Origin of the sequence: Enterococcus sp. AZ009 (assembly GCF_050548785.1) — a bacterium.
GTDB classification, from domain to species: Bacteria; Bacillota; Bacilli; order Lactobacillales; family Enterococcaceae; genus Enterococcus_D; species Enterococcus_D entomosocium.
Genome location: NZ_CP172960.1, coordinates 3,231,937 through 3,246,885 on the forward strand (window position 1 = coordinate 3,231,937; position 14,949 = coordinate 3,246,885).

Consider the following 14,949-nt stretch of genomic DNA (forward strand, 5'->3'; position numbering starts at 1 on the left):
AAAAAATCAACTCTTTAGCTATCATAAAATCTATAACAATTCTGGGTCTTCTCTATAAACAAAAGGCGAAGCTGTAAAAAAACAACCTCACCATTGCTCAACTATTCAAAATCCGCATGCCGACCAAACATTTTTTCTGATGTTTCTCCAGTTTCTTCCATTAAATTCAATACCATGCCATCAAATATCAAAAACGCTAGCTGCTCAAAAGCTGAACCCATTGGTTGAGCGAAATTATCTTCGCTGCGTTCATTTTCTTCTTTCGTCGTTCCGGGCAAGACTAATACAGCATCGGCAAGTTTCCCAATTGTCGACTCTTTCTTCATTGTAACCAATGCTAAGTCAACACCGCTTTGTTTGGCTTTTTCCGCCAAACTCTTCAAGCTGCCAGTTTCTCCAGAACCAGAGCAGATGATTAATAAATCCCCTGGTTTTGAATGGGGTGAACTGATTTCTCCAACTAAGCTAACAGAAAACCCTAAGTGCATTAAACGATTTGCAAAAGCTTGAATCGCGATACCCGAACGGCCGGCACCATTTAAAAAGATGTGGTTCGCGGCTTTGATTTGATGAACAAAATTTTCAATTTCAGAGAGATCAATTTTCTTCACATTTTGAGTTAGCTCATTCAGTATATCCAGTGTGTAGTTTTTCATTCGATTATTCTCTCCTCTAAGCAATCGTTCTTCCGCCATCCATCAAAATCGTTTGTCCTTGGATATATGAATTCGCCGGATCAGCTAAAAAGATTGCTAAATTCGCAACATCTTCGATCGTACCAAAACGGCGAACCGGAATTTTTTGAATAACTGCATCTAAACTTTCTTGCGTTGGGTAGTTCACTCGCATCATTTCACCAGTATCGATCAAACGTGGAGCGATCGCATTGACATTGACACCTCTTGGTCCTAATTCTTTTGCTAATCCACGAATTAGTCCTTCTCCTCCTGCTTTAGAGGCGGGGTAGGAAACACCGCCACCCGTTCCGCTTAATGCAGAACCTGAACTAATGTAGACAATCGACCCTTCGTTTGTCAAAAAATCATTGTAGAAAGCTTTTACTGTATTAAACAACCCTGTAAGATTGATACTTAACGTCTTATTCCATTCTTCAAAAGAAATATCATTCATTTTATTGGCAAAAGCTACACCCGCATTTAACACTAAGAAATCAATTCGGCCAAATTCTTTGAAAACTTTTTCACGAGCTTCTACCAAAGCATCCGGATTCGAGACATCCGCTTGAACAAACAATGATTTTACGTACTTTTCCGTAATTTCTTCAACCGTTTTAGTCCCTGTTTCTGGATTATAGTCCACGATCACTGTGTTTGCTCCAGCGGCTGCAAATTTTTCGGCGATCCCTTTTCCAATTCCGTGTGCTGCTCCTGTTATTAATGCAACTTTTCCTTCAAAATTTCCCATTGATCTTTCTCCTCATTTCTTATATTTGTTGATGATAGCGACTCCCACTTAAAACTAAAAGTGGGAATCGTATCAAGAATCAGCTATTTATCGCTTCTCTTAGCGCTTGATATTGAGCCTTTTTATCGTCTGAGAACAGTGCTCCACCGACTACGATCAGTTCTGCCCCAGCTTCGGCACATTCTTTAGCAATTTCTTTATTTACGCCGCCATCGACTTCGATCTGGATCTTGCGATCGCCGATCAACTCTTTTGTCTGACGAATTTTTTCTAAACTTTTGCGAATAAATGTTTGACCTGGTTGTCCAGGATTGATGGTCATGATCAAAATATAATCGATGTCATCCAGCAAATATTCTAAAATAGCTTCTGGCGTGCCAGGATTGATGACCACACCGGCTTTTCTTCCAGCCTTACGAATCTTTTGCAAAATCGAATGGATATGCGGTGTTGATTCGTAGTGAACAGAAATCATTTCTGCTCCTGTAGCAATCACATCATCAATATGATCTTTAGGATGTTGAACCATCATATGGACATCAAAGACCATTTTTGAATTCTTTTTCATTTCAGCGATCTGATTCGGGCCGAACGCAATATTAGAAACGAAATTGCCATCCATCAAGTCAACGTGTAAAATTTCTGTCTTTTCTTCTTCTAAGAAATGGATATCGTCTTGTAAATGCATGATATCTGCTCCAAAAATTGATGGTAATATTTTTGCCATTTTTACATACGCCTCTTTCTCTTCTCATATTGATCTGTTTGCTAAAAAATTGTCGATAACCAGTAAGTTAAAATACTCCACGGTCCTGTCAATACAAAGTCAGTTCCTTGACCTTGCAGGCCAACACGTGCCCCATTCAGCATTTCAGTTGCTCCCGGAGCGACATAGCCTCCCAAGTACATGACGATGACACAAAATAATACTGTTGTAATAATTGATCGCAATAAGTTTCCTTTGCTCGCCATAACTGTCATGACGGACATATAAATAATCGACATCAAGATTCCGATTGGGAATGTTTTGATCCCAGGTAAAGCCAATGCACAAAGCATTACTAAGGGGATCGAAATAACAGTTGTTGTTGTCGTTGTCGGATCGCCTAATCCTAGAGCTACATCCATCCCAATATTCAAATCAGCATCTTCACCCATTTGTTTCGTCATAAAGTCTTTCGCAGCTTTTCCAATTGGCGATAAACCATCCATCAACACGCCTACTACTCGTGGCATTAGAACCATTACACCTGCAACGCCCATCCCCATTGGAATGATTTCAGTGATTCCTTGACGCGTCAGTAATCCTAAGAGAACACCCACAATCGTACCAATGATCACTGGTTCTCCCAACACACCGATCCTTTTATTTACGCCTTCTAAGCTAACATCCAATTTATTTAAACCAGGAATAAAATCAATCAACTTATTCAATAACCAAGCAATGACCAACGTCCAGCCAGTATGAATGATCGTCGTACAAGTCGTGCCTTCTAAACCGTAGTATTCCTGCCACATTGGTGCTACCCAGTCACCAACAAACAAGGCTAAGACTGACAAAGCAACTGTTACACCAAGACCAATAAAGAAGTTATCAAAAATAAAGTAAGCCAATGCACCAGGTACTAGAAAATGCATATAATTCCAAATATCAACATTTAATGTTTTAGTTAATTTCAAACGGACAAGAACTAAATTGATTACTAAACCAATAGGAATCGCCAAGCCGGCAAAAGGTGCCATCCACGATGCCGCCCCAACGGCTGGCCAACCAATATCCGTGATCGTAAATCCTGAACCCATACTAGAATAGTAATCAACTGCCGGGTCTAAAGACGTATTCAACAATCCCACAACTAAAGTTAGTCCGATAAACCCAACGCCAACTGTTAAACCAGCTTTTACAGCATCACCTAATTTCATTCGGAAGACTAATCCTAAAATCGTGATTATGATCGGTAAGATTGCTGAAGAACCCATACTAGTAATGGTTTGTACGATATTAATTAATGTGTCCATTTCAATTCTCCTTTTTCGTTTTAATGAGTAAAAGATTGAAATAACTGCTATTATTTAAATCCTTGTCTTATTTACTTAATGTTTAATCAGAATACTTTTCTGATTGAATATGATACTATGAAGTCAGTTTTAGATTGGTATACCGTTCCACTTTGGTTTCGAGGCAAAAGCGGAACAGGTATACTTTTTTTATGAATTTTGAATCTCTTTTAGTTTTTCTAGCAGATTTGCTTTTAATTTGGCTTCATTAATCCCTGTCACAAATCCCATGATACTCATCACTGGTACATCAATGTCGCCTTTATAGTTGTTGGTTGTTAACACGATATCGGCATTTTGACTCATTGATGGTAATTCCGTCATACTACATTTGTTTAAACTGATGTGAATATCGTTTTCTTTACATAAAGCCTTCACTTCATCTGCTGCTACGGTTGACGTTGCGATCCCGCTTCCACAGGCTACTAAAATATTTACTTTTTTCATCGTTGTTTCCTCCTCTTATTTTTCAGCAACGACTGCTGATATTTTCTCCATTACTTCTTTTGCTGACGTTGCTGACTGAATAGCTTTTACAAATGCTTCTTGTTGAATCAGACCAATCACTTGTTTCAAGATTTGTAAATGCTGTGTCCCATCACTTAGCCCTAAAATAAAGAATAAATCAACATCTATTTCTTCATCTGCATCTTCCATTTTTTTTATTTTAATTGGTCGTTTTAATGTGACTACCGAAATAAATGAATGGTTGATATACTCTGGATCACCATGGGGAATAGCAACTTTGTGTGTGCCTAAATCTAATCCCGTTGGATAGTTTTCTTCTCTTTCAACAATGAAGTCGTAAAACTTTTCTTTGACATAACCTTTATCATTAAAAATTTTAGCCATCTGCTTAAATAATTCTGTACGATCTGCACTATCTAAATTAAGAATAATTAGTTCTTCTTTGACATAATCATTTAACATGAATTTAGCTCCTTTACTTTTTTGGTGAGTGCTTCATTCCTTGACTAAATCATAAGCGCTTTCAATCAGATTTACTATTTCTGTTTTTCACAAAAAGTGTAAATAAATCTGGCTCAATTGTGATGTACATAGAAAAAGCAAGACAATCGGATTTGTCTCGCTTTTCAAGTCATTCTGATTAAAAAGAATTGTACTTTTAAGCTTCATTTTGTTCCCTTGAAAAGTTTTGTATTGCTTTAGTTATCTTTTTGGCATCGCCATATTTAACTATTCTATCAATGAATTCAGCATCTTTGGCAATACGATTGATCTGATAAAGAATTGGTAAATGACTCGTTTTATCAGGTGTCGTCAATAAAACGACAACATGGACTCGCTCACTTTGATAAATGATTCCCTGCTTTAATACTAAAATACACACGCCTAGACTCTGTTTCATTCGCATTGGATCTAAGTGAGGCAGGACGACCCGTTGTCGAAGCATAATATATGCTGGTTGATTCTTATATTCTTTCTTTAGCATTTTCGTATATTCATCCGTCACAATATTATCCTTGATCAACGTTTGGCTGGCCAATTCAAGAATGTTTTCCCAGGATAGTTGCTCTTCTACAAACAAGACATGCTTCTCGCAAACAACGTCAGCTATCTCACTACTAGAATTGCTCTTGTTTTCCTGTCCAGACTTGCGATCAATTAACAATAAAGAATCTAGATCTTCAATAATCTTTGTTTCAATACTTTTATCAACTGAGACATATTGCTTCAAAATATCCACAATCTGTGAAGATCTTATACTATCAAAATCAAGTTGAAAAACATCTTTTATTACATCTTGCCGTAATTGCAACTGATCGCTTCTATTTAAAATTTCGTTAATGACATAAACTTTCTTATCCGATTTCACAGGGACTGTAGAAAAAACAATGTCATGTGGGAGTATAAATTTTTCGTATTCTCGAAGGGAATTTGTTGGATAAAAAAGAAATTCTGGGAAGATTTCTTTCAGCTTTTGTTCAATCAATTTTGACATGGAAATTCCATTTGGGCATAAGATAGCCGCCTTGATGATTTTGTCTTCCAAGTCACTATGCTCTGTACTGATTAGGTGACCACCTACAAATAAGGTAATATATGCGATCTCTTCATCCGCTATTTCGGTTTGAAAGAACGCTTCTAGAGGTGAAATAGATTGTCGTACAAAATCATGTAAAACACTATACTCAGAACGAATTTTATCATAAAGAACATTTCCTGTAGAAAGATCGTATTTTATACGATAATAGGCCGGTTTAAAATGATTCAGTAATTTTTTTAACAGATCTTTTTTATCAGAGAGCACCAATAGCGTATTCATTTCAAATTCAGTTAAGAATTCCCATAAAGAATTAGCTAGAAAAGGTAAATCTTTTTCTGAAACCAATCTCTTATTTCGAACGTTTGAACTTAACAATTGTAGAGAGATAAAGACTTTTTCTTCCTCAGGTAAATCAGGAAAATCTGTCGTGATATATGAAAGAGATTGGTATTCTTTCGTATTCTCAATTTCTTCTCGATCATCAACGCGACAGGTATCGATTGATTGTCCACGGTCGATTCTTACAAATATTGAAGAAATAAAATAGATCAATGGGTAAAAATCTTCATCTGTGTATTTAACACCTAAAAACTTTTCTATCTTTAAGACGTCATCCATGACGTGCTCCATGTAGTTCTGTGAGCTTCCTAGTAATTGGATGGTCACATTTTCTCCATAATTTCGATAAATTCGACTGATGGCGTGAAATAGTATGATTCGTTTGTCCCATTCTTCTCCCACGATCACGTATCCTCTTTTTCGAGAAAATTCAATGGCCAAATGGTACTTCTTCAGCAATTCCTTAGCCCTTTTTATATCTGTTAAGGCAGTATTTTTACTGATTTGAAGTTCAATACAGAAATGATCAAGCGACAGCTCTTCAATTCTTGTTAATATCATTATTAGTAGTAGCTGTACTCTGTCTTCTTTTGAAAAAACAATATCCTGTACTGTTTGGTGAATCGTCAAATAATCAGCGGCTTTATTTTTTGCATAAAAGTAGCCATTTCTTCTTTCTATCACAGGCAATTCTTTTTCAAGCAGTTTTTGGTTGATTGACTCTACACTATAAGCTAGTTGCCTTTGCGATATTTCAAAGTACGTTAATAAGTCTTCTTCCTTTAAACTTCGATGTTTTATTAACTGTCGAAGTATATCCTGATCACGATTCCTCATTTTGCAGACCTCCTTCAGTAAATAATAAGCGCTTTCAAAGTGAATATCTAATTTTTTTTAGTTCAAAAAATGTAAAAAAGAAGCGCGTGATTGTGATGAGCAAAAACAATTGATTCAATTAAAAAAATATAGCATACGGAAATAGAGAGTTTTTACTTTTCAAATGGCTTTTCACTAAAATTCTATACCTACGTGATGTAATATACGAATAAAATACTAATATGGAATGTACTAATATTGATAGAACGATGGAAACACAGCTCTATCAACAAAAAACTTGTCAAAGCTTCTATACAACTAAGTGCCTACTTCTCACTGAACGATAATGAATGGTCGGTTATTTTACTTTCCAGCGCTTTTGAAAGTGTAATTTTCTTTTGAGGCCATCAGATAACTTGCTTTTTTTACTTATTAAAGGAGCATCTTCAAATTTTTACAAATACAATTAGGATATGCTTTAACTTCTCCCAATCCAGAAAGAGGTATCAACAGTCTGATAATATTCCTTAGTCCGATTGAAATAAAAACAAGCGACCATTTATTATTGATAAAGGACAAAAAAGCCGCTCGAATGAGCGGCCCTTGCTTTATTAGATAAATTGTTATCTGATTATTTGTTTAAAGCGTCTTTTGCTTGGTCAGCTAATGCAGTAAATGCTGTTGCATCGTTTACAGCCAAGTCAGCTAACATTTTGCGGTTGATGTCGATTTCAGCTAATTTCAAGCCGTGCATCAATTTTGAGTAGCTTAAACCATTCATACGAGCCGCTGCGTTGATACGAGCGATCCACAATTTGCGGAAGTCGCGTTTCTTTTGACGACGATCGCGGTATGCGTAGTTGTATGAATTCATTACTTGTTCTTTTGCTGTTTTAAATAGAGTGTGTTTAGAACCGTAGTAACCTTTTGCTAATTTAAGCACTTTTTTACGACGTTTACGAGTTACTGTTCCACCTTTAACACGTGCCATGTATAATTCCTCCTAATATGAAAATCGATAATTGTTTGTATACGTGAAGCTTGGGTTACGCAATTATTTCATGCGTGCTAGTTGTTGACGGATACGTTTGTAATCGCCAGCTGAAACCATTGAAGCTTTACGCAATTGACGACGTTGTTTTTTTGTTTTGCCGTGGAAACGGTGACTGGTAAAGGCACGGAAGCGTTTCAATCCGCCGCCGCCAGTGCGTTTTACGCGTTTTGCTAATCCGCGGTGTGTTTTTTGTTTTGGCATAACTAATTTCCTCCTCAAAATCTTTCGTTATCTGACTTTAAACTGAAACTCAGTGAGTCATTATTTATCGTTTTTTGGTGCTAATACTAAGAACATACTGCGGCCATCCATTTTTGGCTTTTGCTCAACAGTTGCCAAATCAGCAGTTTCTTCCGCCAAACGATCTAACACTTTCTGACCAATTTCTTTATGGGTAATGGCACGGCCTTTGAAACGGATCGAAGCTTTCACTTTGTCCCCTTTTTCAAGGAATTTACGTGCATTACGCAATTTTGTGTTGAAATCATTGACGTCGATCGTTGGACTTAAACGAACCTCTTTAATGTTGATTACTTTTTGTTTCTTACGAGCTTCACGGTCTTTTTTCTGTTGCTCAAAGCGGAATTTCCCGTAATCCATAATTCTTGCTACTGGCGGCTTAGCATTTGGTGCCACCAATACCACATCAAGGTTTGCTCGTTCTGCAATTTGCAATGCTTCAGCTTTACTCTTTACACCAAGTTGTTCGCCGTTTTGATCAATCAAACGCAATTCACGTGCACGAATGCCGTCGTTTACCATCATATCCTTTGCTATGGTCATTCACCTCCGAGTTTTTTGAGAGAAAGAAAAGCTTGTCGATTCGAAATCAGACAATAAAAAAACGAGTTCTTCACGAACCCGCACGTACTCCACACAAATAAATAGTAGGAATCCTATTCTGCCCAGCGATATCTTCACTCAGGCGAGAAGCGGGTGCTTCTGCTTTTATTTCTCAACTTTTATAGTATACTGCTTTTTCCTCTTATTGTCAACAGTTTTCATGATTGTTTCAAAAAAAAAAAGCCGGAGCATACGCTCCGACTTTCGTGTTTCTTATTCTGCTTTCAATGCAGCCATCGTGATGTAGTTATATGGTTGGTTGAAGTGAGGCAAGAAGAAGATATCTAATAGCTTCATCTTGTCGATCGTTACGCCTTCTTCGATCGCTAGTGAGAACATGTGGATGCCCATTGCGATTTCAGATGTACGTGACGCCATTTGTGCACCAACGATGCGTCGTGTTTCTTCTTCATAGACGATACGGATCTTAACTGTCGCATTTTCTTTCATGAAGCCTGGTTTTTGGGTATCTTCGTAATCAGAGTATTTCACTTTCATGCCATTACGTTCGGCAGCTTCGACTGACAAGCCAGTTGAAACCATGTTGTAGCCGAAGATCGAAATCCCGTTTGATCCTTGAACACCTGTTGATTCTAGAGACGTTCCGCCGATATTATGGGCAGCGACGATCCCTGAACGTACGGCATTCGTTGCTAATGCGATATACGTTGTTTGTTGCAAAGCATTTGAGTACACAGTTGCACAGTCACCGACTGCGTAAACATCTGCATCGCTTGTCCGTTGATGGCGGTCCACTAAGTACGCGCCGTTAGCAAACAATTCCAAATGATCTTTGCCTAGCTCGTTGTTTGGTAAGAAACCGATCGCGTTGATCACTAGATCAACTGGGTATTCGCCGTTGTCTGTTACAACTGCTTCTACTTTCTCTGTTCCTTTGTATTCACGTGCTAATTCACCGAAATGCAATTCAATGCCATTGTCAGCTAAGTTTTTGTCCATATCTTCTGTGAACCATTTGTCGTAGTAGTTTGGCAATGCCCGTGTCGCTGCATCAAAAAGCAACACATTTTTACCACGGCGTTTTGCTGCTTCAGCAATTTCAACACCGATGTAACCAGCACCGATAACGGCAACGTTTTTCACGTCTTCTGAGGCTAACTCTTTATCAACCGTTTGTCCATCTTGGAATTTTTTCAAGAAATGGATGTTTTTCAAGTCACGTCCAGGTACTTTGGGTGAGATCGGAACAGATCCAGTTGCGATGACAACTTTGTCATAAGATTCAACGATCGTTTCACCTTCACTGGTCACAGCGTGTACTTCTTTTTTCTCAAAATCGATATGGTCAACCACTGTTTCCATATGGATTTTTGCACCTTTTGCTTCAAAATCTTCACGTTTTGTATAGAACAAGCCTTCGTATGAATCGATTTGACGTCCAACCCATAAAGCAGTCCCACAACCTAGGTAGCTTAAGTTTGTATTACGGTCGATCATTACGACCTCTTGGTCTTTGTAGTTATCTAATAGTGTATTGGCAGCAGCAATCCCCGCGTGGTTTGCACCGATAATAACTGTTTTTGTCATGGAAAATTTCCTCCTTTTGTTTACATTGTCATTATAGCTCGCTTGTGAATTTGAAAACTATCAACTTTTTCGCGATTTTAAAAATTTGTGACAGTTTTTCGTTGATATACGTCACTTTCAGCGGGTTAAGTTTCTATATCAAAATTATTTTCGTCTTGCAAGTAAAAAGATTGTGAAAAAATATTTATTAAAAATCAAAGATTTTCCTTGTTATAAAAGCATTCTGCAAACCGATTGAATAAATTTCACAATACCCTGCCGCTTTTTCGTAACTATCGCGGCATCGATTCGCCGTGTTATACTGAGAGAAAAACATACAGGATGGGATCTTGATGAAGAAAAAAATCGTATTGCCACTACCGCCCTTATTGTCGGCATTAGAGCCACAGGATTTTTATTTAGAAGAAGAACTGCTTTTCGAAGGGGGGGTGTTCGAAGGCGGTGATTATAGCTATGATACTTGCAAAAACCTTATCTTGAAGCAATGTCATTTCAAGAAAGTGACGATGCAAAAAACACGCTTGAGTCAATGGGAATGTCAAAATGTCCTCTTTGAGAACTGCGATTTTTCTAATCTGGAATGTTTTGGTGCCAGCTTTCATCGTGTTCACTTTAAACAGTGTAAATTGACTGGTACGAATTTTGCGGAAAGCTATTTCCGTGACTGTACCTTTGAAGATTGCGTGGCAAACTTTGCTTCTTTTAGCAATACCAATTTACGGACGATGCTGTTTCGTCAGTGCCAACTAAACGACAGTGAGTTTTATGAGATGGATTGGAAACACTTGACGCTACAAGAAAACCAGTTGAACAATAGCAACTGGTTTCACACAAAATTAGCAACTTTAGATTTTCGGACCAATCAATTTCAAAAGATCGCGTTGTCCTTTGAACACTTGCGAGGACTAACAGTCGATCAAGAACAAGCCTTGGTCATCGCCGCCGGTCTAGGTTTGGTGATCGACTAACGAATTCTGCGCCATAAAGCAATCAACATCCAGACGGATAACACTAAACTGATTAACAAGGCAATACCCCAACCGAAAATACTATTGGTAAAAGGCAGCGGAACATTCATGCCAAAGAAACTGGTGACGATGGAAGGCACAGTCAATAAGAGGGACCAAACGGTCAAAAACTTCATGGTATCATTCAAGTTATTGTTTAATAGATTATTGTAGGTACCAGACAATTGTTCCAAAATTTGGAATGCCAGTTGGGTCATTTCCACTGCCTGTTTGGCTTCGATCAAGGCATCATCCAGTTGTTCCCGCTCATCATCATCCATCAAACGATAAATGGATAATGCTTTGATTTGCTCCAAGAGGACCGCATTTTGTTTCGTGGCAGACACTAAAAAAACCAGTCCAACTTCCAAATCAGACATTTGCAGTAAGTTTTTATTGGTTGTTTTTTCCCGTAGTCGCTGATTCAAGCGAATCCGCTCACTATTGACTTCTTCGACTAACGGAAAAAACGTGCCAGAAATCAAGAACAAGCTTTGAAACAAAAAATGAATGGGCGTTTGCAGCGGGTTTTGCAGGATCAAGCGCTCCATCATTGGAATCACATAACGGGTATTGTGGGATGCAAAAGTAAAGAGTTGCTTCCTTTTTAAAATAAACGTCATCGGGCTGGTCTCAAAATGATTTTCACGCTTTTCTTGCTGAGGTACATTGAAAACCAGCAGCAATGCTTCCTCTTCGGCATCATATTCGACCCGCGCGCGTTCGTTTTTATCTAAAGAGTACGTAAGCATCTCGTCAGACAAATGATATTGTTTTTGCAGTGCCATCACGCTTTTTGCGTCTTGTTGGTCGACTTGAATCCATTCATAGTTTCCGTCATAAAAGACATGTTTGTTTTCCACAATCCATCCTCCACTCTTGCTTTCTTCTATTATAAAAGAAAACAGCCAGAAGCCCAATCAAAGGACTTTCCTGGCTGTATTGGCTATTACTTATTTACGGGCGTCTTTCAAGGCCTCTTCCACCATCGTTAAAACGGCCTGTGCCGCTTGCGGGTCTTCGACAAAATTGAATTGATCGCCATCGATCTGGATCTTTGGACTCTCATTGTACTCTTCGTACCATTGATCGTAGCGTTTGTTCAACTCTTTGTAATAGTCGTATAACGAAGGATCAAAGGTCAACTGCTCATATTCCCGCCCACGTTTTTCAATACGCTCGAGCATCGTTTCAAAAGAAACGCGAATATGCACCAAAAGATCTGGATGCTTTTTGTGGGCTGCATACGGCAGCTCTTCTAACATATTGGCTAACAATTCATCATAGACTTTGACCTCGGTATCGGTCGCTCGCCCAAGGTCCGCATTTAAATGGAACAACAGTGAATCCTCATAAATGGAACGGTCCAGGACGTTATTGTCGTCTTTCATGGCTTGCTTGATACTTTCAAATCGTTTATTTAAGAAATAGATTTGCAGTAAAAACGCATATTTATTTGGATCTGCATAAAATAATGGTAACACTTCATTGTCATCGATCGATTCATAAAAGGCTTGACTGCCAAAATGATTGGCGATCAATGCGGTCAAACTTGATTTACCGGCACCAATCGTTCCTGCTAATACGATCACGCTCATATCCCCCAACTCACTCATCACTAAATATTGTATGTTGCATTTGCGATATCAACTATACAACACTATATCTTGTGCCGTCAACTGAAACTTTTGAAGCACAGATCAAGAATTTTTTCAATAAAAGTTTAAAGATTTTTGCTTTTTTTTGAAATCTCATACGGAATGCTTAACGAAAGAGCCTTCTTCTAGTAAAATAGGAAAGGATCTTTAATTAAATTGTGTTTTTGTCAGGAGATAGTTACAATTGACTGACAAACGATAAATGAATCATGTGGGGTAAGCTCCCTAGAGAAATGAGGAAAATAATGTCAATTGGTACTGGCATAGCTACAGGAAAAATCATCTTAATGGGTGAACATTCAGTTGTTTACGGTGAACCAGCAATTGCTTTCCCTTTTGCGGGAGCAAAAGTACAAGTCGAGATCACAGCAAATGAAACAAACACCTTGATTTCAAGTTACTATCACGGTCTGCTTGAAGAAGTCCCCAACCACTTAAAAAATGTCAAAGACTTGCTGCATCGTCTGCAACAAGACTTCCACACGGGTCCTTTTGCAACCTCCATCGTCAGCACTATCCCTTCTGAACGGGGAATGGGTTCTAGCGCGGCGGTCGCTGTTGCACTGACTCGCGCTTTTTTTGATTGGATCAAAAAAGACTTTACAAAAGAAGAATTGATGACCTATGTCAACTTTTCTGAAAAAATCGCTCATGGCAATCCTAGCGGGATCGATGCTGCGGCAGCCAGTGGGACAGATGCCATTTACTTTATCAAAGGGCATCCCATCACTTCGTTTCCCCTCACGATCGACGGTTATTTGCTCGTCGCTGATACTGGAATCAAAGGGCAAACGAGAGAAGCAGTCAAAAGTGTCGCCCATCTTTTTGAAACCAGCAAGCAGCTGGCTAGTCAAGCAATCCAGCGTTTAGGGATCGAAACCAAAAAAGCTAAAGAGGCCATCATAGCCAATCAATTAGAAGTATTAGGTGAAAGCATGAACAACGCCCATCAGGCCCTGCAGCAGCTAGGGGTCAGCAATCAGCAACTGGATCAGTTGGTTTCCTTAGCGTTGGCACACGGTGCTTACGGGGCAAAGCTGACCGGCGGGGGCCGGGGCGGCTGTATGATCGCACTAACCAAAACGAAGGAACAGGCTGAGAACATCAGCCGTATTTTATTGTCCAATGGCGCTCGTGCGGCATGGATACAAGGATTAGGAGTTTATGAACATGTATAAGGGAAAGGCTCGCGCCTACACGAATATCGCATTGATCAAGTATTGGGGAAAACAAGATGAAACTTTCATTTTACCGATGAACAATAGTTTGTCCCTGACCCTCGATGCTTTTTACACAGAAACAACGGTGGCTTTTTCACCCGATTTTACGCAAGATCGCTTTACATTGGATGGCGTGGTTCAAACAGACGCTGCCACAAAAAAAGTTGCGGACTTTTTGGATCTGGTACGAAAAAAAGCGGACTGCCCGTGGTATGCCACGGTGGAAAGTCAAAATTTTGTTCCAACCGCTGCCGGACTTGCCTCTTCTGCCAGTGGATTAGCGGCATTGGCGGGTGCCTGTAGTGAAGCACTGGACTTAAACTTGTCGGAGCAAGAGTTATCCCGTTTGGCCCGTCGCGGTTCTGGTTCGGCGTGTCGGAGTATCTACGGCGGCTTTGCTGAATGGCATCAAGGCACCGATGAGACTTCTTTTGCCACGCAAGTGCCGTCGAATGGCTGGGAAGAAGAATTGAGTATGATCTTTATTTTGATCAACGCACAAGCCAAAGAAGTTTCCAGTCGTGAGGGGATGCGTCGAACCGTTGAAACCTCGAGTTTTTATCCGGGTTGGCTTACTGCCACCGCAACTGATCTCGTGAAAATGAAACAAGCGATTGCCGAGAAAGACTTTACTGCTTTAGGTGAAACGACCGAGGCCAACGCCTTGAAAATGCATGGAACGACCTTAGCCGCCGAACCACCTTTTACTTATTGGTCTTCTGAATCTTTACGAGCCATGGAATGTGTCCGAATGCTGCGAAAAAAAGGATTGGCTTGCTATTTCACGATGGATGCTGGTCCCAATGTCAAAGTTTTATGCCAAAAACAAGAAGAACAAACGATTTTACGTGAATTAAGTGCTCACTTTGCCTCAGAACAATTAGTAACTGCTCACGCGGGTAAAGGATTAGCCTTTTTACCGGTGGAAGAATCTTCTGCCATCAACTAAGAAGCCATTAAGAAGCCATCGATT

16 protein-coding genes and 1 other annotated feature are annotated in these 14,949 nt (G+C 39.3%); of the genes, 3 read left to right on the forward strand and 13 right to left on the reverse strand.

Features of this window, described 5'->3' with window-relative positions; genetic code table 11:
- Window positions 1–101: 101 nt before the first annotated feature.
- From hxlB to nox, 11 genes are all read right to left on the reverse strand, one after another.
- Window positions 102–695 carry a 6-phospho-3-hexuloisomerase gene (hxlB, locus tag IGJ74_RS15260; protein WP_176374301.1) on the reverse strand — a complete coding sequence of 198 codons (594 nt, stop codon included), beginning with the start codon at window positions 693–695 and terminating at the stop codon, window positions 102–104.
- Window positions 673–1,425, reverse strand: coding sequence for an SDR family NAD(P)-dependent oxidoreductase (locus IGJ74_RS15265; protein WP_087664596.1), 753 nt, complete (start codon window positions 1,423–1,425; stop codon window positions 673–675). Before IGJ74_RS15265 ends, hxlB begins: the two co-directional genes overlap by 23 nt.
- A gap of 79 nt (window positions 1,426–1,504) precedes the next feature.
- On the reverse strand, window positions 1,505–2,152 hold the full coding sequence (gene rpe, locus IGJ74_RS15270) for a ribulose-phosphate 3-epimerase (RefSeq protein ID WP_087664595.1): 648 nt from the start codon (window positions 2,150–2,152) through the stop codon (window positions 1,505–1,507).
- A gap of 41 nt (window positions 2,153–2,193) precedes the next feature.
- The gene (locus IGJ74_RS15275) at window positions 2,194–3,444 is read right to left on the reverse strand and encodes a PTS transporter subunit IIC (RefSeq protein WP_430608574.1); all 1,251 of its coding nucleotides are present in this window, start codon (window positions 3,442–3,444) and stop codon (window positions 2,194–2,196) included.
- A 189-nt stretch (window positions 3,445–3,633) separates the two neighbouring features.
- Entirely contained in the window at window positions 3,634–3,930 is a 297-nt protein-coding gene (locus IGJ74_RS15280) for a PTS sugar transporter subunit IIB (protein WP_087664593.1), read from the reverse strand.
- A gap of 15 nt (window positions 3,931–3,945) precedes the next feature.
- A complete protein-coding gene (locus IGJ74_RS15285; RefSeq protein ID WP_005233861.1) occupies window positions 3,946–4,413 on the reverse strand; it encodes a PTS sugar transporter subunit IIA in 468 nt (155 codons plus the stop codon).
- A gap of 196 nt (window positions 4,414–4,609) precedes the next feature.
- Window positions 4,610–6,667, reverse strand: coding sequence for a BglG family transcription antiterminator (locus tag IGJ74_RS15290; protein ID WP_218193022.1), 2,058 nt, complete (start codon window positions 6,665–6,667; stop codon window positions 4,610–4,612).
- 610 nt (window positions 6,668–7,277) lie between these two features.
- Window positions 7,278–7,637 carry a 50S ribosomal protein L20 gene (gene rplT / locus IGJ74_RS15295; RefSeq protein ID WP_003128653.1) on the reverse strand — a complete coding sequence of 120 codons (360 nt, stop codon included), beginning with the start codon at window positions 7,635–7,637 and terminating at the stop codon, window positions 7,278–7,280.
- A gap of 63 nt (window positions 7,638–7,700) precedes the next feature.
- On the reverse strand, window positions 7,701–7,901 hold the full coding sequence (rpmI, locus tag IGJ74_RS15300; protein ID WP_003128650.1) for a 50S ribosomal protein L35: 201 nt from the start codon (window positions 7,899–7,901) through the stop codon (window positions 7,701–7,703).
- A gap of 60 nt (window positions 7,902–7,961) precedes the next feature.
- A complete protein-coding gene (gene infC / locus IGJ74_RS15305; protein ID WP_005228103.1) occupies window positions 7,962–8,483 on the reverse strand; it encodes a translation initiation factor IF-3 in 522 nt (173 codons plus the stop codon).
- Between the two features lie 47 nt (window positions 8,484–8,530).
- Window positions 8,531–8,654 (reverse strand) — a sequence feature (ribosomal protein L20 leader region).
- Between the two features lie 102 nt (window positions 8,655–8,756).
- Window positions 8,757–10,091, reverse strand: a complete 1,335-nt coding sequence (nox, locus tag IGJ74_RS15310; protein WP_081117741.1) for a H2O-forming NADH oxidase — start codon at window positions 10,089–10,091, stop codon at window positions 8,757–8,759.
- 332 nt (window positions 10,092–10,423) lie between these two features.
- Here nox and IGJ74_RS15315 point away from each other — a divergent pair, with 332 nt between their 5' ends.
- Window positions 10,424–11,059, forward strand: coding sequence for a pentapeptide repeat-containing protein (locus tag IGJ74_RS15315; RefSeq protein WP_005233801.1), 636 nt, complete (start codon window positions 10,424–10,426; stop codon window positions 11,057–11,059).
- Here IGJ74_RS15315 and IGJ74_RS15320 read toward each other — a convergent pair.
- Both IGJ74_RS15320 and IGJ74_RS15325 read right to left on the reverse strand, forming a co-directional pair.
- Entirely contained in the window at window positions 11,056–11,961 is a 906-nt protein-coding gene (locus IGJ74_RS15320; protein ID WP_008379505.1) for a magnesium transporter CorA family protein, read from the reverse strand. The genes IGJ74_RS15315 and IGJ74_RS15320 overlap by 4 nt on opposite strands.
- 90 nt (window positions 11,962–12,051) lie before the next feature.
- The gene (locus tag IGJ74_RS15325) at window positions 12,052–12,696 is read right to left on the reverse strand and encodes a deoxynucleoside kinase (RefSeq protein ID WP_008379503.1); all 645 of its coding nucleotides are present in this window, start codon (window positions 12,694–12,696) and stop codon (window positions 12,052–12,054) included.
- Window positions 12,697–13,001: 305 nt separating this feature from the next.
- On the opposite strand from IGJ74_RS15325, the gene mvk reads away from it, so the two are divergent.
- Window positions 13,002–13,934, forward strand: coding sequence for a mevalonate kinase (mvk, locus tag IGJ74_RS15330; RefSeq protein WP_176374300.1), 933 nt, complete (start codon window positions 13,002–13,004; stop codon window positions 13,932–13,934).
- Window positions 13,927–14,925, forward strand: a complete 999-nt coding sequence (gene mvaD / locus IGJ74_RS15335) for a diphosphomevalonate decarboxylase (protein ID WP_087664590.1) — start codon at window positions 13,927–13,929, stop codon at window positions 14,923–14,925. Before mvk ends, mvaD begins: the two co-directional genes overlap by 8 nt.
- The last annotated feature ends 24 nt before the right edge of the window (window positions 14,926–14,949 follow it).